Raw genomic sequence first — 23147 nt, forward strand, 5'->3', positions numbered from 1 at the left:
AATAACTTAATTTGTTAAAGAGTACCTAATAGTACTCTTTAACATTATTGGATACTTACAAGGAAAGGATGATGGTTATAGTGGATATAACGAACTTAAAAGCAGAAGAACTTATTGGAATGGATTTTAAGTGTGAATGCGGAAAAAGGCATAGCGTAGAAATTAATTCTGTAAAGATAGGAAATAAGATAATAGAACAACTTCCAGAGTTTCTTAAAGAGTTTAAAAATAAAAAAATATTAATTGTACAAGATGTTCACACATATGATGCGGCTGGAAAAAGAGTGGAAAAAATATTAAAGAATAATTTTTCATTAAAGAAATATGTGTTTCCACAGGAACACCTATTGCCTGATGTGTATGCCCTTGGAAGAGTTTTGATAGAAATAGAAGATGATACAGAACTTATACTTGGCGTAGGTTCAGGTGTTATAAATGACATCTGCAGGTATGTAGCTTACAGAGCACATATACCTTATGCCATAGTAGGTACTGCACCATCTATGGATGGTTATGCCTCTGTGGTATCACCTCTGATTACAGATGGGTTTAAAGAGTCTCATAAAGCTATATATGCCTATGGAATATATGCAGATATTGAAGTTATGAAGAATGCTCCAATGTATTTACTTTGTTCAGGACTTGGTGATGTATTAGGTAAATATATTGCTCTTGCAGACTGGTCAATTGCACACCTCTTAACAGGAGAATATTATTGTAAGACTATTGCAGATATGGTTCAAGCTGCAGTAGCTAAGTGTGTTGCTGCTGCACCAAGGATTCCTGAAAGGAATAATGAAGTAGTAAAAAATATAACAGATGCATTAGTTTTGTCAGGAATAACTATAGGAATGGCAGGATGTTCAAGACCTGCGTCAGGTTCCGAGCATCATATTGCTCATGGCTGGGAAATAATGTTCCATACAAGAAGCAGTGAAGAAAAATGGGTGCATGGAAACTTTGTTGGAGTAGGTACAGTTATTATGGCTATGTTATTTGAGGCATTAAAGGATATAGATATAGAAAGTGTTATGACTAAAAGAAGCTTCAGATACTATGATATGAGTAAATGGAGACAAAATATTGAAAGCGTATTTGGTAAAGTGGCTGGTAATGTAATTGATTATAAAAAGGATGCAATTGAATTGAATCCTGATAAGAGACAAGAAAATGCAGAAAAGATAGCAGCAAACTGGAAGGAAATTCTTGATATTGGGCATACTATAGTGCCAAGTTCTGAGAATGTAAAGAAAATACTACAGGACGGGGGATGCATATGGCATCCTGAAGAGCTTGGAATAGACAAGAATTTATTTATTAAAACCTTCGTTGCTGCAAAGGACATAAGAACTAGATATGGTGTTGTGCATTTGATTGATGATCTTGGATTAACAGAGGAAATTGCTAATTTAATTGCTGATAAGTTATATAAATCCAATAACATATAAGACAAATATATGTTTTAAGCTGGAGGTAAAAATGAATGAGTTAAAAGATATTAAATGTTTTCTATTAGATATGGATGGGACTTTCTATCTTGGAAATACAATTATTGATGGTGCCCTAGACTTTTTAGATATTTTAAAAAGTCAAGAAAAGAAATTTATATTTTTAACAAATAACTCTTCGAAAAACAAATCAACGTATAAGCAGAAGCTTTCAGCACTTGGCTGTTATGTTGATAAAGAACAAGTATACACATCTGGTGAAGCAACCATATGGTATATGAAGAAAAACTGTTCAGGTAATAAAATATATCTAATGGGCACAGAACCACTTATGAAAGAATTTAAAAATGAAGGTTTTATACTAGTTAAGGACAAAAATGACAAGCCTGATTATGTAGTTCTTGGGTTTGACACTACACTAACCTATGAAAAAATATGGGCAGCTTGTGATTATTTAAGGGATGGGGTACCATTTATAGCTACTCATCCAGATTTTAATTGTCCAATTGAAGATAGTAAATATATGCCGGATACTGGATCTATGATAAGAATGTTTGAATCATCTACAGGTGTTTCTCCTATTATTATAGGTAAGCCATTTGAATATATAGTAGAGGCGATTATTGAAAAGTATGATCTTAAAAAAGAAGAAGTAGCGATTGTAGGGGATAGATTGTACACAGACATTAAAACTGGAGTGAATGCGGGAATAACAAGTATTCTTGTGTTAAGCGGCGAGACATCAGAAGATATGTATAAGAAGTCTGACATATCTGCAGATTATGTATTTTCATCAATTAAATATATTGGTGAAGAGCTTAAGAAGTTTTAAGAGAGCTTTGCTTAATCTATATGTTAAGCAATTGAATAAATAATACTATTATATTAAATTTAAAATAGGAGGGAACGTTATGAGCATTATAACAATTATTGGAGCAGGTCAAATGGCCTCGGCACTATCTTTTCCAGCAATAGAAAATAATAATAAGGTACGACTTGTTGGTACTCCATTAGATAGAGAAATTATAAATACAGCAAGGGCTACTGGTTTTCATACTACTTTAAAACGTCAATTACCTAAAACAGGAATTGAGTACTATCAAATCGAGGATGTAAACGAGGCAATAGATGGAGCTGATGTAATTATTTGCGGAGTCAGCAGTTTTGGTGTTGACTGGTTTGCAGATAATATATTGCCCATTATATCTGAAGATATTCCTGTTCTTTCAATAACAAAAGGTATGGTTACTGAAGAGGATGGCAAAATGATTAATTATCCTCACTATTTTTTAAGCAAACTTCCTTCTAATAAAAAACTTTCTATTAGCGCTGTCGGTGGGCCATGTACCAGTTATGAACTTGCCGATAAAGATAATTCAGAAGTTGTGTTTTGTGGAGACGACATGAATATACTTAGAAAGCTTAAGAGCTTATTTGAAACACAATACTATCATATTAGCTTATCTACCGATGTTATAGGTGTCGAATGTGCAGTAGCATTAAAGAACGCTTATGCCTTAGGCGTATCACTAGCTATTGGATTATCAATTGGAGCTGATGGTTCAGGAAAAGAGCATTATAATTCACAGGCTGCACTTTTTGGACAAAGTATAAAGGAAGCAAAACATCTTCTTGAGTTAGTTGACGGAGGGGAAGAAAATATTATATATTTTGGCGGGGACCTGTATGTAACTGTATTTGGTGGACGTACTCGAAAAATAGGTACTTTATTGGGAAAAGGTTTTTCGTTTGAGCAAGCCATGGAGCAATTAAAAGGTGTTACTTTAGAATCTGTAGTTATTGCTACAAGAGCCGCAAGATATGTACGTTGTTTGGCAGAAAGAGGAATTGTTGAAATAAGTGATTTTCCAATGCTAATTCATATTGATGAGATTATAAATTCTGGTACTAAGGTTGATATTCCGTGGAAATCTTTTGAGTCATAATAAATATGATAGTGAAGAACAATTTAATTTGAAGATTATAGAATAATTGATTAGAACTAAATTTATTAAAACAATATTATGAAAATAAAAGAAATTGATAAATTCAATTTAAAAGCTCAAGTGAGAAGCAAAAGTTAAAGATGAAATCCTTAATGTCTGTCTAAAAAATATTTTTTGGACAGACATTGGTTTTTAAATTTATTGCTTGTCACTTTTAATTTACCCATAAACAATTTGCAATTCTAAATAAATAAATTTAAAATATTTTGTAGTTGTTAAGCTAAATTACAGAAAACTAAATTATAATAAAATTGCAAAATATCTTTTTGTGTAAGTATGGATGCGAGTTTTTTAATAATAATTGCCACAAAGGAGTTTTTATTATGTTAGAGCTAATTAAAAAGGTGATATATGTAATACTTGTTTTTTTTATAGGACTATTTATAGGTTCGTCATTTTTTATTAGGGCAAAGTATGATTCTTTTTTATATGGTGATAAGCCAATTCTTCAAAATCAAGAGCTTTGTATTTTTGTTTTAATAATAGTTATGCTAATTTTATTAAGCATAGTTTTATATAAATTATGCTTCAAATTAAATAAGCATAGTAAAAAGATAGTAATTCCAGTAACATTGCTATTTAGTTTTGCTATTCAAGTTATTATTATATTTTTATTTACTAAGTTACCAACAGCCGATTCCCAAACTGTATTATCATTGGCTTTAAATATGCTATATAAGAATGATTATTCTACATTTAAAACTGGTGGCTATCTTTTTATGTTTCCTTATAACTATTCCACAGTTTTATATTTAAAAGCTTTGTTAGCTATATTTCCAAATAATTATTTAGTTATTAAAATCTTTAATATAATATTTACCCTAGTTACAACTTTAATGATTTATCTAATATACAAAAAAATAAATTATAGATCGAAAGAAAATGACTACGGTGTCCTAATTTTTGCAGCAACATATATACCATCTCTATTCATGAGCAATTTTATTTACAACGATATAATAGCTACGGCATTTCTTACCACAGCCATGTATTTTTTAATAAGATTTGTAAAAGAAAAATCTATAAAGTATATAGTGATTTCCTCAATACTTTTATCAATTGGAAATTATTTTAGAAGCACAGGGGCAATCATACTAATAGCTGGGGTAATCTACATCTTACTCAGTATAAAGGAAATTGGAATGAAGAAGGTAATAACCTCTTTTTGCATATTGGGATTGTTATTTAATATTCCAAATTGGTCTCAAAACGCGTATTTACAAGGAACTCATGTTGTAGATGAATCTGTTAACAATAATTCTGCACCTATATATATGTGGATTAATATGGGATTGAACAAGGACACGCTTGGTTATTGGGATAATATGAAAAGCTATAATATATATCAAAGACAAGGAAATTATAATAAAGAAAAAAGTACAGAGTTGTTTAAGGAAGAAATAAGTAATAAATTATCTAATATGAGTTTTAGTGACTTAGCAAAATTTTATTATAACAAAATCGTATGGACTTGGACTGAAGGAACATATCAAATTGAAACATTTGGTATTGGCAACGCAGAAGCATCTAATTCAAGTGGACGAATGGGTAGAGCGCAAGCGCAATATATTTATAATACTTTTGCTACAGATTTGTTTAAAGGAAATTCAGTATATAGAAGCGGATTAATTTGGACATTATATGTAATGAATTTTCTAATGTATTGTTTTATTTTAATAAGATTGATAAGTGGAATAAAATTTAAGAGGTTTGATGAAGTTTTTTTAACCTTAGTGATTTTAGGGTTTATTGGCTTCTATATTTTATGGGAAATTAAGTCTAGATATATTTACCCAGTATATCCATTGCTAATAGTTTTATCGTACATGGGATTTAAAGATGTATATGATTTTATATCCAAAAGGAATCTTCTACAATTTATATCATCATTTAGAAAGAGGTTATAAAATATGCGTAAGAGAGTATATAGTATTTTTATAATTATGTTATTGTATATTTGTTCTTTAGAGCTCGTTTCCTGCGAGGCTATTACTGCTCAAAATATAAATATTAATTCTGCTGGAGGAGCCAATGGAGGACAAAGAATGAATGGAGGACCAAGGCCAAATGGTGGATCAGATGAAAATAATAGGAATTTGATTGGTGAAATGATGAATGCTGATATTATGGGGAAAATAATATCTATTGATGGGAATTCTATAAATATAGAATTAATTGAGCAGCCTCAAAACAGTAAATCCTCAAATATAAATAATGATAAGCAGAATGCAAATAGTAATCAAAATAATGATAATAACAATAAGCAATCTCAAAGAGGCTTTCAGAGAAATGTGCCAGAAATGAACTATACAGGCACCTATAAAACAATCACAGTAGGTGATGATGTTAACATAGCACAAGAATTAAATATTGGCCGTGAAAATCAAAATGATGACTTAAAATCTTCTATAAAGATATCAGACTTGAAAAAGGATCAAATTATAATGATTTGGTATAAGGAAAATACTGAAACGGTAGATAGAATTAGTGTAGTGCAATCTTAGATTATAAACTCATACAATTATTGATAGCTTCATGTAAATGAACATTTATGCAGATTGCGAGAGCACTTTTAATACCTCCACATCTCCTTTTAATAGCTATGATTAATGTTTTGTTAATTTTTTAGTTTTTCTCGAAAATGATGTAGAATTTGGAGGAAACATGTTATAATATTAGTGAATTTCACTGAATTATTGAGCATAAAGGAGTTTACTGTGAAGAAGTTTATAATAATTCTGTCGATTATTGTTCTATCTGCTTTTTTAAGCTATAAAAGTATGTTTTTAATTAGAAATAAAGTATCACTATATACTGGTGACGGAATATCATATATGTCTAAAGTTGATGATAAATCCTTCTACATATATAAGTATGGAAAATGGGAAAAATCCTTTGTTAAAGGTGTAAATATTGGTGCAGCAAAGCCAGGTTCTTTTCCAGGAGAACTAACTATAACAAAGGATGATTATCTTAGATGGTTTAAGGAAATATCAGATATGGATGCTGATACAATAAGAGTTTATACAATACTCAATCCAGTTTTTTACGATGCATTGTATGATTATAATAAATCTGCGCTAAAGCCTATATACGTATTTCAGGGAGTATGGGTTAATGAAGATGACATATCGAAATTTCAAGATGCTCATAATCCAATAATTAAAGATGGGTTTAAGGAAGATATAAAAACATTAATTGATATAATTCATGGAAATGCAAATCTTCCAGAGCAAAACGGACATGCTAGCGGAGTATATACAAAAGATGTATCCCCTTATGTAATGGGGTGGATACTTGGGATTGAATGGGATCCGGATTTGGTAGAAAATACAAATAAAGTCAATAGTAAGATTACTAGTTTTGATGGAAAATATTTGCATACTGAAAATGCATCTCCTTTTGAAGCATTTTTAGCTGAATGTGGAGATTACGCTATAGACTACGAAACTGCAAAATATAAGATGCAAAGACCATTAAGTTTTACAAACTGGGTTACTACAGATCCATTAAAGCATCCTAACGAACCTCTTGCAAACGAAGATAAAGCGGAAGTAAATACTGAACATATAAAAGCTAATACTTCCTTTAAGCCAGGGTTATTTGCATCGTATCATATATATCCATATTATCCGGACTTTATGAATTATCAACATGATTATGCAACCTATAAAGATGAAGATGGCAAGATAAATACTTACAAGGCGTATTTAAAAGATTTAATAAAAGAACATACCGTACCAGTATTAGTTGCTGAATTTGGGATACCAGCATCAAGAGGAAGTGCTCATGAAAATATTCATATGGGATATAATCAAGGTAATGTAGATGAAAGCAGTCAAGGAAAAATGGATGCAGCTATGCTTAAGGATATTTATGACGAAGGTTATGCCGGAGGATTGGTTTTCACCTGGCAGGATGAATGGTTTAAAAGAACCTGGAATACTATGGATTTAGATTTGCCAGAGAGAAGAGCATATTGGTCTAATGCTCAAACTAATGAACAGGAATTTGGAATTTTAGCCTTTGACCCTGGTAAGGAGAAAAGCATTTGCTATGTGGATGGAGATATTTCTGACTGGAAGAATGATAAACCTTTAATAGATACTTCTAATATGAAGCTATATACGAAAAGTGATGAAAAATATTTGTATATCATGGGAGATGTAAAAGGGTTTGACTTCGAAAGTGATAAGTTATTTATTCCAATTGACATAACTCCAAACTCTGGAAATTTAACATATAACGATTATAATTTAACATTTAGCAGGCCAGCAGATATGGTTGTTGTATTAGACAAGAAAAATGGTTCTAGAATAGTTACAGATTCTTACTACGATGTTTTTTACTATATGTATGCAAAGCAATTAAAAATGATAGATGAAAATCCATCCTATGAAAAAAAGAACAGTGGAATCTTTAATCCAATCTATTTATGTTTGAACAGGGCATTGTATTTACCAGAAGATAAAACAACAATTCCTCTGCAAAAATATGAAACTGGTAAATTGGTTCAAGGAGATGGTAATCCAGATCACAAGGATTATAATTCATTAACTGATTATGCAGTAAATGGAGATAAAATAGAAATTAGAATACCTTGGCAGCTTTTAGATGTTATGGATCCATCTACCAAAATGGTTATGGATGATTTCTATAATAAGAATCAAATAACTGCCACGAAAATACCAGGAGTTTACATAGGCGGAATAGTAACTAAAAATAATGTTATTACTGAAAATACCAGCATGGAATTATATAGTTGGGATGAATGGGATGTGCCAACTTACCATGAAAGACTGAAACCTTCTTACTACATTTTAAAGGATGCGTTTAAATCAATTGGCCACTAATACTGCTGACAACTTTCAGGAGTAAATTATTTCTAAGAGATAAGTGATATTTTAGAAAGAGGTTAAGTATGGAACAATATGTTTATCTATCGATAATATTTTTCTCTTTAATAACGTTTTTCTTATATATTTATATAGTGTTTGAAAAAACTGTTGAAACTTATAGAAATAAAAGACGGAAGAAGTACTATAAAAAATTAGTACCTTATGTTGATTTTATTGTTAATGAAATTATAGAAGGTAAAGATTTAGAACTTTTTGCTACCAAAAATCTTAAAATTCTTTGTAAAAATAAAGAAAAGAGAGAAATTATAGAAGAACGGTTAATTCACTATTTTGAAGAGTATAAAGGCGAATTCTTACCCAAACTTATTGAATTATGTGAATATACAAAGATTGTTAAATATGAAATACAGAATTTAAAAGATAAAAATAGCTTCAAAAAAGCTTTAGCTGCTAAACGGCTAGGTGAATTTAGAGAATGGAAATCAGCTGGAGCGTTATTAAATGAATTAAGAACAAGAAATAGTGATGTTCAATACAATATTCTTTTAGCACTTGCAAAGATAGGAGATGAAGATTATTTTATTAAGGCCTTTGAAACTATTGATTCAGCTGTAATTTTAAGTGAAAGAAGCCTAATAGAAATAGTTGACAGCTTTGAAGGGAATAAACATAAAATTAATAAGTATATGATAAACCAAGATAATAGTTTCATTGCTGGTGTATTTATAAAGTCTGCTGGGAATCATAAGGATATATCTTTAAGCAAAGATATATCTCAATATTTATTTAATGAAAATAAGGAATTAAGAATTGCATCAATTAAAGCTATAGGCAGTATTGGAGATGAGACATATTTAGAAGATATTATAAAGCTATTAGAGGATAATGAATGGGAAGTAAGGGCGATAGCGGCAAGGGCCCTTGGGAATTTTACTGATAGCAGAATATTGACTCCACTAACAAAAGCACTTTCTGATAATGAGTGGTATGTTAGATATAATGCTGCAACATCTATATTAGATCATAAGGACGGTATAAATGTAATTTCAGGTGTTTTGCGTGGGGAAGACAAATTTGCTAAGGATATAATTATATCCGCTATAGAAAATTCATCTAATGGTGCTCATTTATATGAAAATTCTCAAAATCCAGATAAAGTAGAATTAGCTCTTTTAATAAAGGAGTATACTGATGATAAAAACAAGGAGATTGCTACGTGAATATAGGATTTATTAGACAGTTAATTATAGACTTTAATTTCATCATACTTTATTATGTGTTAACTATTAATGGAATATATTTTATGCAGTTGATTCTATCTGCGTTTAGTTTATATGATTATATTAAAAAAATGAATTACTCGGACTACAAGAAATATATTTACTCAAACAATATGATACCTATCTCAGTATTAGTACCAGCTTACAATGAGGAGAGTACGATAGTAGATAATATAAAGTCTTTATTAGCTTTAAATTACTCAGCCCATGAGGTTATAGTTATTAATGATGGTTCAAAAGATGATACTTTCAAAAAGGTAGTTGAAGCTTATAAGTTAACAGAAATAAACCAACCAATAAGGCATTTAATTAAAACAAAAAAAGTGCGAGGCATATATAAAAATTTGGATTATCCAAAGCTAACTTTAGTTGATAAGGAAAATGGAGGAAAAGCAGATGCCCTTAATGTTGGCATAAACGTATCTAAGTATCCGGTGTTTACATCCATTGATGCAGATTCAATGCTTGAAAGTGATTCTTTAGTTAGAGTAATAATGCCATTTATTGAGGATAAGTTAACAGTAGCTGTTGGTGGAATTGTAAGAATAGCTAATGGTAGTAAAATTAAAGATGGAAAATTAGAATCCATTGGGCTCCCCAAAAATAAGCTGGCAATGTTTCAGATTATCGAGTATTTAAGAGCATTTCTAACAGGAAGAATGGGATGGAGCGCATTAGATTGTTTGTTGATTATTTCAGGAGCTTTTGGTGCTTTTAAGAAAGATATAGTAGTACAGGTTGGTGGATATAGTAGTAATACTATTGGGGAAGATATGGAACTTGTAGTTAAAATGCACAAATATTTAAGAAAGAATAAAATTAAATACAAAGTTAAATTTATACCCGACCCTGTATGTTGGACACAAGCTCCAGAAAAGGTAAAGGATTTAAGAGGCCAAAGAAGAAGATGGCAAATTGGTTTAATGGACAGCTTACTTAGGCACAAAGATTTACTAGCAAATCCAAGGTACGGTATAATAGGAATGTTTGGAGTTCCATATTTTTGGATTTTTGAAATGCTAGGACCTGTAATTGAAACATTAGGATATATTTTTATTCCGTTGTCATACGCTTTTGGACTGCTTAACATTAGATATTTTATTTTGTTTTTAGTTTCATCTATACTTTATGGTATAATATTATCTATAGGAGCAATTTTACTAGAAGAGTATACTTTTAGTAAATACCCATCCATTAATCAGTTAGTTAAGCTTACATGGTATGGTATAATAGAGAATTTTGGATACAGGCAAATGACAACATTATTCAGAATAGATGCAATTGTGAGATTTAAAAAGTTTCGGAATAGTTGGGGAAAAATAAAAAGAGAAAGTTTTAGCAACAATTAATATAATATTTATTTAGTAATGAAAAAGGCAAATTTATCGAAAGGTAAAGACGCAAAGCCATGGGCCTAAACAGTTTTTTTATACTGCAATGGCTGCCAGGTTGCCAGGACTCTTCTTTTAGAAGGCTCCAGGCCTACATAAGAGGAGGGATTAATATGTCCATATCAAAATTTATCATATCTTTATTTATATCTATAGTTTTAATTATGCCAACAAATGCAGCCTTTGCAAGTCAAAATTTTAGTCCAATTAATAACCACATAAATTCTACATGGCTTTGGGATACAAGCCAGATTATAAAATCTTCAGATAAAATTCTTAATTTTCTTTCTAGTAATAATGTAAAAGTTTTATATCTTCAAATAGACTACAGTATAAAGTCTGATGTTTATAGAAGTTTCATAAAAAAAGCTTCATTAAAAGGAATTAGTGTACATGCATTAAATGGCTCACCAGATTGGTTATCTGATGGAGGCGCAAATAAAGAAAAAGAATTCTTGGATTGGTTAACAAAATTTCAAAGTACTTCATCATCTAATGAAAAATTTAAAGGGATTCATTTAGATATAGAACCATATTTAAATAAGGATTATGAAAGTAATATGAATAAAGTTCTAGAGAACTATCAAAAATCTTTATTAGATGCTCTTAATAATAGTAATTCTTTAGGAGTATCATTAGGAATTGATATACCTTTTTGGTTTGATGGAATAAAATTTAATACTAAGTATGGAACTGATTCATTAGCTAACTGGATCTTGAAAAATATAAATAATGTTGTGATAATGGCATATAGAGATAAGGCTGAGGGAAATAATGGGATCATTCAGGTGGCTTCTAAAGAAATGGCCCTAGGCGAGCAATATGGATCTAAAGTTACTATAGCTGTTGAAACACAGAAATCTGTTGAGGGGAATTTTGTAAGCTTTTATGAAGAAGGAAATAGCTATATGAATACGGAATTAAGTAAAACATATTATGTATATAAAGACAACTCTAGTTTTGGAGGCTTTGCAATTCATCATGTAATAAGCTGGATGAACCTCAAAAAATAAAACCAGTATATAATTAAATATAAACGTGTATCAATACCAATTAGGTATATGCGTGTTCTATAGGACTATGAAAATTTCACTGGAATGTTCTAAATAGGGAGTACACCACTTTTGATTGCTCTAATATTCATTTGCTAATTAAAAGTCGAGCAATCCCCTACTTAGAACATTCTTCTGTTTATTTCCAAGTGCCTATTTTACACAAATATACCTAATTTTTTTTATTAATATACATGTTTAACTCTAGTAAATGTTATTATATTTACGAATACCAATAAATGATATGCTAAAAAAATTAATTTCAAAATGAACCATTTGATAAATTAAAGGCTCTTATATATAGGTGCACCAAAATAGTATTTATGAAAGGAGATGCTAAAGTGAGTGAAAGTGAGATTGTTAGAAAAATCCAGTCTGGTGATATAGATGCCTTAGGTGAAATATTTGAATTATATAAAAATACAGCGCTTAAATATTCATATCTAATTACAAATGATAAATTTGCCAGTGAAGATATTGTCCAAGAAGCATTTATAAAATGCTATTTAAATGCAAAGAGCTTAAAGAATGTTGAACAATTTAAAGCATGGTTTTTTAAAATACTTACAAGAATTGCTTGGAAACGTATTGATAAAGACAAGAAGGCTTTACCTATAGAGAACATCTTTGAAAAAGCTAATAATGATAGTATTGATAAATGTGTAAATATATATTTAAAAAATCAAGAGGATCAAATACTTCACTCTGAAATTGAAAAATTAGATTTAATGCAAAAAACAGTTATAGTACTTTTCTATTTTAATGGATTAACTGTTAAAGAAATTGCAAAGGTAATGGGATGCTTTGAAGGTACAGTAAAATCGCGACTTTATAGTGCAAGAAAAAAATTAAAAGAAAGTTTGGAAAATAGTAATGAAAAAAATTTTGTGTATGTAAAGGAGTGTAAATTTTGATGAAAGGAAAGTTAAATGAAGATATAGATAAAAAAATTATTGGCAGTTTAAATAAAAAGGCAGAAGAAATGTCAGTTTCAGAGAATATGTTTTTTAAAATTAAAAATGATATCCGTAAAGAGGATGAAGGAGGATTTTTGAATATGAGATTTGGATTTTTGAAAGTTAAGACATTAATAATTGTAGGAGTTTTATGTATAGCAACAACCATAACTTGCGTTGCAGCAACAAATGGTTTTCAATGGATTTCAACTAGCTCTAAGGCCTCTAAAATTAATCAATTTCCAACAGGTGATTCGATAAAGAAGATGATTGGCTATTTACCTAAATATGTGGAGAGCTTTGAAGGTGGGTTTAAATTTGATTCACTAAATTTTTCAAATAGTTCCCTAGAGGATGAAAGTGGAAAGGTAGTTATTAAAGCTAAAAATGCGAACTTTGAATATAAAAAGGATGGGGCTAAAAAAAATCAGAGTTTATTTATGACTGCAACAGCAATTGATAAAGCGTATTTTAATAAAGAAATAGAAAGTAATAGGGATGTAACTGAATTTAATGGAATAAAAATATATTATAGCAATATCCAACGTAAAATTGTTCCAGCAGATTATAAACAAACAGAAGAGGATATAAAATTAATCAAAGAAGGACTTTTAGATATAGCTTTTGGAAGTGATGAAATTCAAGAATATAATAGTCAAAGCGTTGCATGGTATGACAGTGGTATTGAATATTTAATTACAAATAATGCTTATGATGAAGTTGATAAAAGTGCAATGATTAAAATGGCTGAAACTGTTATAAATCAGTGAAAACTTAAGTATATATCAAATGAAATTATATAAATGCTTTTAACAGCAAGGATTATTATGTGGAACTATTAAGATCTCCCTAAATTTAGTTTGCGATAATTTACAGGTAATCAAAATGAAAATAGCGAATATTATGTTAAATTATAGTAAATAATGTTGAGAAATTTTCATGTTAATGATAATATTTCAATGTATTGAAGATTTTTAAAAGCTATTATAGCAATTGGAAACTATGAAGAATTCTTTTACGTGGGCACCTTAAGAATTTGGAGTTAGTGGTGCAACCTGCCAGTTGAAAATCAATTATTTTAATAATTATTGATTTCTTCTGGATTTTTTTATTTAAGGGGGATGAACAAATGAGAAGTATTAAAATTAAAATTTTTTCAGCAATTTCACTGTGTTCTATTTTTATTGCTGTGTTAATCGGATTCGTCAGTATATCGCATGCAACTAGTGTAGCGTCAACTGATTCTAAGGAAAAATTGACTTTAACATGCGAGAATAAAGCAGGTGAACTTAATTCAACAATAACTAAAGTTGAGGAATCAGTAAATACTCTTTCGGAAATTGCTTTAGATAATCTAGATGATGTAAAAAAATTTTCATCTGATTCTGAATATGTAAAAAATTATCAAGATAATCTTGAAGGTATAGCTAAGAAATTTGGAGAAAATACAGCTGGTGCAATGACTTTTTATATAAGATTTAACCCACAATTTACTCCGCCAACATCAGGGATTTTTTATTCTAAACCAGATGAAAACAGTAAGTTTGAAAAACTTACTCCAACAGATTTTAGTAAATATGATCCTAGCGATACGGAACATGTAGGATGGTATTATATACCAGTAAATGCAAAGAAGCCAGTATGGATGGATCCATATTTAAATTCTAATATTAATGTACAAATGGTTTCTTATGTAGTGCCATTGTATAAAGATGGAAAATCTATTGGTATAGTTGGAATGGATATTAATTTTAAACAAATCCAGAATATAGTTCAAAATACGAAAATTTATGATTCAGGATATGCTTTCTTACTCAACAATAAAAATGATATTATATATCATCCAGCAATTGAAACGAAAGATAATTTATCGACTATAGAAAATGGTTCATTAAAAGGATTTGCAGATGAGATTAGCAATAATTCATCCTCTGAAAAACAGTTTTCATATACATACAAAGGCATAAATAAAAATGCAAGTTACGCTCATCTTTCGAATGGATGGACATTAGCTTTAACAGCACCGTCAGATGAAATTTTAAAGCAATCTAATAATCTTATTAAAACAATAATTTTATTTATTATAATTGGGCTGATTTTATCTAGTGTAGTTGCTTTTTATCTTGGAAATATTATAGCAAAGCCAATAGTAAAAATTACAAATGTTATGAAAAAAGCAGGCGAATTGGATTTAACTGATAGTAATATGGATGATTTATTAAAATATAAAGATGAAATCGGTCAGCTTTCTAATGCATTTAATACAATGAGAAATGAATTTGTAATTTTTATAAGACAGACCTTAGAAAAATCAAAGGATTTAACTTCGGGCAGTGAAAAACTTTCTGTAACTGTGGAAGAGCTTACTAACAAAGCAGAAAATATAGAAAAAGTGATAAATACAATAGCTGAAGGTGTTCAAGAAACAAGCGCTGCTTCTGAAGAAATAAGTGCATCTATACAAGAAGTTGATTCTAGCATAAGTATATTATCAAGTAAAGCATTAGAAGGAAGCAATACTTCAAGTAAGGCTAAAGAAAAAGCAATGGAAGTTAAGAATAATGGAATAATTTCTATTGAAGAAACTAGAAAATTATATAACGAGAAAAAGGAAAAAGGATTAAAAGCTATTGAGGATAGCAAAATTGTGGATAATATAAAAGTAATGGCTGATACAATTTCGAGCATATCAGAAGAGACAAATTTACTTGCATTAAATGCCGCTATAGAAGCAGCAAGAGCTGGAGAACAAGGAAAAGGTTTTGCTGTAGTTGCAGAAGAAGTAAGAAAGTTAGCTGAACAATCATCGCAGGCAGTAGCAAATATACAAGATACAATTTCAAAAGTTCAAAGGGCATTTCAGAATCTTTCTGATAATAGTAAGGATATATTATCATTCATATTAGAAAATGTAGACCCTCAATTTGAAGCTATGAAAGCTACAGGTGATCATTATTATAATGATGCAGATTTTATAACAAAAATGTCTGATGAAATAGCTTCTATGAGTGAAGAATTAACAGCAACAATTACGCAAGTAAGTGAAGCAGTACAGAATACAGCGGAGACGGCACAAAAATCTTCTGAAAATGCTGAGGAAATAAAAGAAAAAATAGATGAAACAATAAATGCAATAGAGAAAGTAGCAGCAACATCTCACCATCAAGCAGAACTTGCGCAGCAGTTAAATCAAATGGTAAATAAGTTTAAAATTTAAGAGGTTATTTTAATCAACAATATGTAGATTTTTTACATAACCCTATGGATATTGTCTCCAATGGGGTTATGTTTTGTTATTTAAACATATGTTTAACATAGATTTAGTTTATATGCTGTAGAAAGGATAAAGTGTAAAGTATATAATAGTTATAAGAAAATTACGTGAATATAATTATACCAATCTAAACTATGCATTATGAAAGCTTGGAGGAAATATGAAAGTATTAAAAAATAGAACGTCTATAATATTCTTAAGCATTTTTTTTATACTATTGCTATTTCTTTTTAACATATATCAAGAATATCACAAAAAACAATTGCAAGCTGAAAAAGGAAGCATAGATCTTACCAGTTGGAATTTTGAAAAAGACGGAGTCATAAGCCTTGATGGAGAATGGGAGTTTTATTGGAATCAGTTATTAACAGAGGATGATTTTAAGAATGGAGAATCAATAAAGCCAGATGGTTATTTTAGAGTTCCAAGTGTTTGGACAAATTATATTTCTAATAATGCAAAATTTCCCGAACAAGGTTACGCAACATATAGATTAAAAGTTAAAACAGATGATTTAGATTCTTTAAAAGGATTGAAGATTCTAACAACTTCAACTTCGTATAAGCTTATGGTAAATGAAAAGATTGTTGCAGAAAATGGAGTAGTTGGAATAACAAAAGAAACTTCTGTTCCTGAATATAGACCTCAAGCTGTTAGCTTTCAAAATACTTCAAAGGAATTCGATATCATAGTACAAGTTTCAAATTTTACATATTCTAGAGGTGGAATTTGGCATTCTATTTATTTAGGAAGTGATCAAGGAATAAGGGCGCTCAAGGAATTTAACTCAGAAAAGGATATGTTTATGCTTGGTGTAGTTGCTATTATGTCTCTGTATCATATAGCTCTTTTTCTTATTCAAAAGAGAGATAAATCAGCTTTATATTTTGCATTAGTGCTAGTAGTTACTGCTATAAGAACTGCGATTACAGGGGAATATGTAATTCTTAATTTTATTCCATCAGCAGATATAACTTGGATGGTGCCATTAGAATATATGACAATATATTGGGGATTAATTATGGCAATGGCATTTGTTAATGAATTATATCCAAAAGAGGTACCCCAAAAAGTAACTAAAGCTACAATGTATGCTGGTATTATTTTAAGCATATTTACTATTTCTGTGCAAATAAGCACTTTTACAAGGTACTTAATATATTATGAAATATTAATTGGCACTTTATATTGCTATATAACATTCTCGGTTATGAAAGCAGCTATGAAAAAGCGAGAAGGGGCTTCTTTACTACTGTTAGGATCAATAATAATTTTAATTGCATATATGAATGATGTCTTATATTATTGGAATGTGATTTACGACAGAGATGGTCCAAGTATGGAAGCAGCAGTATTTATAGTTATATTTATTCAAGCATACATTTTAGCAGCTAGATTTTCGCTAGCCTTTAAAAAGGTAGAAAAATTATCAGAAAAGCTTATTTCACTTGATAAGTTAAAAGATGAATTTCTTGTTAGCACTAATTATGAGTTAATTACATCATTAAATGGGATAATAAATATAGTTCAATCACTATTAAAAGGTATAGGAGGACAGCTTAACTTAAGCCAAGAAGAAAATCTCCAAATAGTGCTTGCTTCTTTAAGAAGGCTATATAATTTAATAAATGATGTTTTGGATATTTCAAATTTGGCATATAATTCGCTAAAATTGCACCCAAAGCCATTAGATATAAGAATGATAGTAGAATCTGTAATATTTGTACTTGAGTATTTAAAAGGTGAAAAGAATATTGTTTTTATTAATCTCACACCTAAAGATGCACCTGCGGTATTATGTGATGAGGAGAGACTTGGCCAAATTTTTTATAACATACTTGAAAATGCACTTAGATTTACTGAGAATGGAAGTATAACAATAAAAGCTGAATTCTCTGAAGATACAGCCACAATATTTGTTGAAAATGAAGGGACAGGAATAAAAAATACTAATCTAGATAGTATTTATAATTCCTTTGAACAAGAGAAGTGTAATAAAAGTGGAAAATATGAAGGAACAAGCCTCGGTCTATCTATTGCAAAACAGTTAATAGAGCTTCAAGGTGGAACTGTGGGCATAAAATCACAACACGAAAAGAGTCCTTGTTTTCTATTTACATTACCGCTAGCTAAAAGACATCCAGAAAAAGTTATGGAGAAAATTCAAGAACATTTTCAGGCAAAAAATATTGAGGGGGAAGAGATCAATAATGAGAAAATTCTTGATAAATATAATATTCTTGCTATTGAATATGATACTGTAAGTCTTAAAGTGTTAATTAATAATCTTAATTTATATGGTTATACGGTAAAAGGAGTTGGAAATGGGTATGATGCGCTTAAGCTTGTAGAAAGCGGAATAAAATTTGATGTTGTGATTATAGATATAATGATGCCAGGTATTTCAGGGTATGATATTCTAAAAAAAATTCGTGAACAATATCTTCCAGTTGAGTTGCCAGTATTGCTTCTTACAACTAGTAAACGCACCTATGAAATTTCTACCGGTTTTAGACTTGGAGCCAATGATTATTTAACAAAACCTTTTGAACCAGAAGAATTAAATGCTAGAGTAAAGAGTCTAATAGATATGAAAAAAGCAGTAAATAAACTCATAGCTACAGAATTATCATTTTTGCAGGCTCAGATTAAGCCGCATTTTATATATAATGCTTTAAGTGTTATTTCTTCTTTAAGTTTAATAGAGCCAGAAAAAGCAAAAGAGCTTATCCTTAACTTATCTGATTATCTAAGAGGTAGTTTTGAGTTTGAAAGTAAAAATGGCCTTACAACCCTTAAAAGAGAACTTAATCTTGTAAAATCTTACCTTGCAATTGAACAAGCAAGATTTAAAGAGCGTATTTGCGTTGAATTTGAAGTTGAAGTTGATGATTTAATAGATTGTACTGTACCAGTGCTTTGCATACAGCCTTTGGTAGAAAATGCAGTAAGGCATGGAATTATGCCTATGATTGATGGAGGTAAAGTAGAGGTTAATGTTAAAGATAAAGGTGAGTATATTAAGATATCAATTAGTGATACAGGTATAGGAATTAGTGAAGCAAAATTACATAATATACTTTTGGGAAAATTAGAAAATGGAAGCATAGGAATAAAAAATATTCATAAAAGACTTATGAAACTATATGGAAAGGGAATTACTATAAAATCAAAAGAGGGAAATGGTACGATAGTAGAATTTGAGGTGCCTTATAGTGAGAATAGGAGGAATGAACATGAATATTCTTATGGTAGATGATGAAATAGATATTTTAAATGAAATAAATTTTTATGTGAAAAAATATAAGAAGTTCGACTCTTCAGTAATGTGCACGAACCCTTTAAAGGCTTTAGAGGAAGCTAAAAAAGCATCTTTTGATATTGCATTATTGGATATAGAGATGCCAGGAATGAACGGGCTTGAGTTAGCAGAACAGTTACAAAACCTTTTTCCTCACATGAAACTTGGCTTTATTACAGCCTACAACTCTTATGCTACAGAAGCTTTTGATGTAAATGCAATTGATTATGTTTTAAAACCAATTAGGGAGGAAAGACTTATAAAAGCCTTGGACAGACTTACTTTAGAAAAAACAAGTAAGATTGAAAAAAATGAGAATATGTTGAAATTTTATATACAAACTTTAGGTAAATTTGTTATTAAGAGCGGAGATAACATAGTAAAGTGGAATAGAAAAAAATCATCTGAGCTCTTTGCTTACCTGCTTGAAAATCAAGAAATGCCTGTACATAAGGAGAAATTATGTGATTTGCTTTGGCCTGATTTTGAACCACAAAAGGCTTTAGTTAATCTCCAAAGTACAATATATTCGATCAGAAAAATTTTTAATAAATATGATAATTGTGATGTAAGTATTAAATATGTTGGTGATAATTACATACTTCATATAGAAAAAGCTTGTATTGATGTGGTTGAATTTGAAAAATATCTAAAAGAAGCATTAGTTATGAAAGATAAAACTTTATTAAAAAAGGCTTTGGATATATATATAGGAGATTACTTAGAAGAAGAAGGTTGGCTATGGGCTGAACCCAGAAAGCAAGAATTAAGAAGAAAATATGAAGAAGCTATCAAAATATCAAAAAAGAATACATTAAGAAACTGAAAGCTATAATTTTTAAAATATGCAGAAAGCTAAAAGAAATATTATTAGCTTTCTTTTTTATTCAAAAAAATATTATAGAAAAAGAAAAAAATTTCTTTGTAAATGTTTGCAAGAGCTATTTTTATTATTTTTGTCAGAGTTTTGTCAGAAGTTAAATTTAAAATATAATGAGGTTATTGTTACATTTTGAATAAAGTTGTTAAATTAGTGTAAGAAAAGAAGATTGGAGAATGAAAATGGAGGTCAAAAATTTATTAATTTTACCTTTAAGTAAAAAAGAAAAGAAGAGTTTTACAAATGAAACCATAAAAATAAATGTTCACAGGGCAAAGATGTATAGTAAGTTCATAATATCTATTGAAATAATCATGTGCTTAGCGGATATATTTTTTAAGCATAATTATTCTATTGCAGATTTTAATTTTAATATTTATCTTGCATTACATTTGATAATGCTTAGCATGAATTTAGTATACTTGTTATTTTTAAGCAAGGTTAATATTTGTGAAGAGAAGGGAAATGTTATAAGTTTCAGTATAACAAGTTATGTTACATTTATGATGATTTGGGGTGCAATTATTTCTTTAATGGAACAAAAAATTTATGGACAAGTGATGGTGTACATGATAAATGTGATAATTTTCTCAGTAGTTTATTATATTGATAATAAGAATCTATTATTTTCATATTTTATATCAGCTTTTGTATTATTCTTTGGATTACCATTTTTTCAAGAATCAAAAAATATTATTTTAGATCATTACATAAATGGGATTATCTTTTTAGTTTGTTCATATATTACTTCGAGAATATTATATAAAAATTTATATAATGATTTTATTAGTAAAAGATTAATTATGGAAGCTAATGATAGATTGAAAAATGAAATAGAGGAAAGTAAAAACTTGTACGAAAAACTTGAAAAAACTAATAAAATGCTCAAGAGGAATTCTTTAAAGGATGAGTTGACTAATATTCATAATAGGAGAGCATTAAGGGAATTTATTGATAATATTTTCATTAAAATGAAAAAGAAAAAAAAACCAATATCTGTTATAATGATTGATATAGATGATTTCAAATTATACAATGATAAATATGGCCACGTAAAGGGTGATGAAGTTCTCAAGAAGGTTTCAAAACAGTTAAAAGATACTGTTAGGGATTCACGAGACTTTGTTGCTAGATATGGGGGAGAAGAATTTATATTTATTTCCTTAGAAACAGATAGAGATGAAATCTATGAAATTGCCAATAAAATAAGAGAAAGAGTAAATAACTTAAAAATTGTCCACGAGTATTCTAAGGTATCAAATTATGTAACCATAAGCTTAGGAACAGCTACGGTTCTTCCATTTAACGAAAACTCAGTATATGACTGTATAAAAAATGCAGATATTGCACTATACCAGGCGAAATTTAAAGGGAAGAATAGGATAGTAGGTTAGATAAGAAAATCCTTATAAAGCATAAGAGTTTTATAAGGATTTTTTCTGTTTTAATTAAAGTTAAAATCGTAAATATTCAAAATTTATAGAAGAGTTAGTAATAAAATGTTGTATAATGTAATTATAGAAGAATTTGTAGATATTGTATTATGACAAATATTGAAGGTATGTTTATTTGAGGCAAGTTTAATATATAAATTATTACTAAAAATTCTATATGTTTTGGGGGGATAAATTTGCTTAAAAAGAATTTAGCTTTTTTAATAGCATTGACTATATTTTTATCAGGTTGCGGAGGAATAAATCAAGATAAAAGACAAAATGAAAATAATATACCAAAAACTATTTCGGAAAGTGAAAGTATAGCAAGTTCATCTAGTGAGGAAGATAATAAGACAGAAACTCAGCAAAAGCCTAATGATAAGATTGCCTCTGACTCAGAAAAGTCTAATTCTAAATCAGAAGCAGTTCCGGTGGAAGGGCTTGAGCCTAGCCAAGAGGCGTTTACGCCATTGTTGATATCCGATACGTCATCTCTTAGTACTAAAGCTATACCGTGGTCATGGTTGTATTCACCAAGAGATAGTGCTGGACTTTTATCAAAATATAAAGGTTATGGTTTTGGAGATACTACAAAAAAAATTATTTATTTAACTTTTGATGAAGGCTATGAGAATGGCTATACTTCTAGTATTCTTGATACTTTAAAGTTAAATAATGTGCATGCAGCTTTTTTTGTGACCAAGCCTTATGTAACGGGAAGCTATAATGGCGTTCCAGATAGTGAACTATTAAAAAGAATGAGCAAAGAAGGCCATATTATAGGTAATCACTCTGTACAACATAAATCTATGCCTACTTTTACAAATGAAACAGCTTTTGATGCCGAACTTACTGGGGTGGAGGATTCTGTAAATAGTATTCCAGGCTGCAAAATGTCAAAATATTTTAGGCCTCCAGAAGGAACTTTTAGTGAACTATCACTTTACTACACTCAGAAGCTAGGATATAAATCTATATTTTTTGCTCTTGCTTATCAAGATTATAATGTAGATAATCAGCCCGCTCCAGAAGCAGCTAAAGAAATGCTATTAAAAAATACTCGTAATGGTATGATTTGCTTGCTACATGCTGTATCTAAAACCAATGCTTCTATTTTGGACAGCATGATTAAAGAATGGAAGAATGAGGGGTATGAATTTAGAACTTTAGATGAACTTCCTAACTAATATAAGCAAGATGTAAACTAAACTTATGTGGTAGCTTACCGAAATAATAAATATTTTTGTTACGAAAAACTATGAAA

Annotated in this window: 16 protein-coding genes and 2 riboswitches; all 16 genes read left to right on the top strand. The window is 29.6% G+C overall.

The genetic code is table 11. The features are described from left to right. The first annotated feature begins 71 nt into the window (after window positions 1-71). The 16 genes from COL3_RS27580 to COL3_RS27655 all read left to right on the top strand — a co-directional run bounded on the left by COL3_RS27580 (window position 72) and on the right by COL3_RS27655 (window position 23070). Window positions 72-1448 carry a sn-glycerol-1-phosphate dehydrogenase gene (locus tag COL3_RS27580; RefSeq protein WP_008417768.1) on the top strand — a complete coding sequence of 459 codons (1377 nt, stop codon included), beginning with the start codon at window positions 72-74 and terminating at the stop codon, window positions 1446-1448. Between the two features lie 31 nt (window positions 1449-1479). Beyond that, window positions 1480-2280, top strand: a complete 801-nt coding sequence (locus tag COL3_RS27585; protein ID WP_008417766.1) for an HAD-IIA family hydrolase — start codon at window positions 1480-1482, stop codon at window positions 2278-2280. 79 nt (window positions 2281-2359) lie between these two features. After that, window positions 2360-3394 (top strand): NAD(P)-binding domain-containing protein, encoded by a 1035-nt coding sequence (locus tag COL3_RS27590; protein WP_008417764.1) that lies wholly within the window; start codon window positions 2360-2362, stop codon window positions 3392-3394. A gap of 383 nt (window positions 3395-3777) precedes the next feature. Continuing rightward, window positions 3778-5361, top strand: coding sequence for a glycosyltransferase family 39 protein (locus tag COL3_RS27595; protein WP_008417762.1), 1584 nt, complete (start codon window positions 3778-3780; stop codon window positions 5359-5361). Between the two features lie 3 nt (window positions 5362-5364). Next, window positions 5365-5958 (top strand): hypothetical protein, encoded by a 594-nt coding sequence (locus tag COL3_RS27600; protein ID WP_008417760.1) that lies wholly within the window; start codon window positions 5365-5367, stop codon window positions 5956-5958. Window positions 5959-6171: 213 nt separating this feature from the next. Next, window positions 6172-8307, top strand: a complete 2136-nt coding sequence (locus COL3_RS27605; protein WP_008417758.1) for a hypothetical protein — start codon at window positions 6172-6174, stop codon at window positions 8305-8307. A gap of 68 nt (window positions 8308-8375) precedes the next feature. After that, the gene (locus COL3_RS27610) at window positions 8376-9533 is read left to right on the top strand and encodes a HEAT repeat domain-containing protein (RefSeq protein ID WP_008417756.1); all 1158 of its coding nucleotides are present in this window, start codon (window positions 8376-8378) and stop codon (window positions 9531-9533) included. Next, window positions 9530-10942 (top strand): glycosyltransferase, encoded by a 1413-nt coding sequence (locus tag COL3_RS27615; protein ID WP_008417755.1) that lies wholly within the window; start codon window positions 9530-9532, stop codon window positions 10940-10942. Before COL3_RS27610 ends, COL3_RS27615 begins: the two co-directional genes overlap by 4 nt. 16 nt (window positions 10943-10958) lie before the next feature. Then, window positions 10959-11050, top strand: a riboswitch (cyclic di-GMP riboswitch). A gap of 47 nt (window positions 11051-11097) precedes the next feature. Then, window positions 11098-11997 (top strand): hypothetical protein, encoded by a 900-nt coding sequence (locus tag COL3_RS27620; protein ID WP_008417754.1) that lies wholly within the window; start codon window positions 11098-11100, stop codon window positions 11995-11997. 380 nt (window positions 11998-12377) lie between these two features. Continuing rightward, complete coding sequence (locus COL3_RS27625) at window positions 12378-12950, top strand: RNA polymerase sigma factor (protein ID WP_008417753.1); 573 nt, start codon at window positions 12378-12380, stop codon at window positions 12948-12950. Continuing rightward, window positions 12950-13762, top strand: a complete 813-nt coding sequence (locus COL3_RS27630) for a hypothetical protein (RefSeq protein WP_008417752.1) — start codon at window positions 12950-12952, stop codon at window positions 13760-13762. Before COL3_RS27625 ends, COL3_RS27630 begins: the two co-directional genes overlap by 1 nt. A 216-nt stretch (window positions 13763-13978) precedes the next feature. Further along, window positions 13979-14061, top strand: a riboswitch (cyclic di-GMP riboswitch). 60 nt (window positions 14062-14121) lie between these two features. Beyond that, window positions 14122-16209 (top strand): methyl-accepting chemotaxis protein, encoded by a 2088-nt coding sequence (locus tag COL3_RS27635; protein ID WP_008417751.1) that lies wholly within the window; start codon window positions 14122-14124, stop codon window positions 16207-16209. 217 nt (window positions 16210-16426) lie between these two features. After that, window positions 16427-19525: an ATP-binding protein gene (locus COL3_RS27640; protein ID WP_008417750.1), complete on the top strand. Its 3099-nt coding sequence runs from the start codon at window positions 16427-16429 to the stop codon at window positions 19523-19525. Next, window positions 19503-20393, top strand: a complete 891-nt coding sequence (locus COL3_RS27645) for a response regulator (RefSeq protein ID WP_008417749.1) — start codon at window positions 19503-19505, stop codon at window positions 20391-20393. Before COL3_RS27640 ends, COL3_RS27645 begins: the two co-directional genes overlap by 23 nt. A gap of 236 nt (window positions 20394-20629) precedes the next feature. Continuing rightward, window positions 20630-21841: a diguanylate cyclase gene (locus COL3_RS27650; RefSeq protein WP_008417748.1), complete on the top strand. Its 1212-nt coding sequence runs from the start codon at window positions 20630-20632 to the stop codon at window positions 21839-21841. Window positions 21842-22077: 236 nt separating this feature from the next. Beyond that, window positions 22078-23070: a polysaccharide deacetylase family protein gene (locus COL3_RS27655; RefSeq protein ID WP_008417747.1), complete on the top strand. Its 993-nt coding sequence runs from the start codon at window positions 22078-22080 to the stop codon at window positions 23068-23070. The last annotated feature ends 77 nt before the right edge of the window (window positions 23071-23147 follow it).

It is taken from the genome of Clostridium sp. LS, from assembly GCF_002760435.1.
In the GTDB taxonomy this organism is placed as follows: Bacteria; Bacillota; Clostridia; order Clostridiales; family Clostridiaceae; genus Clostridium.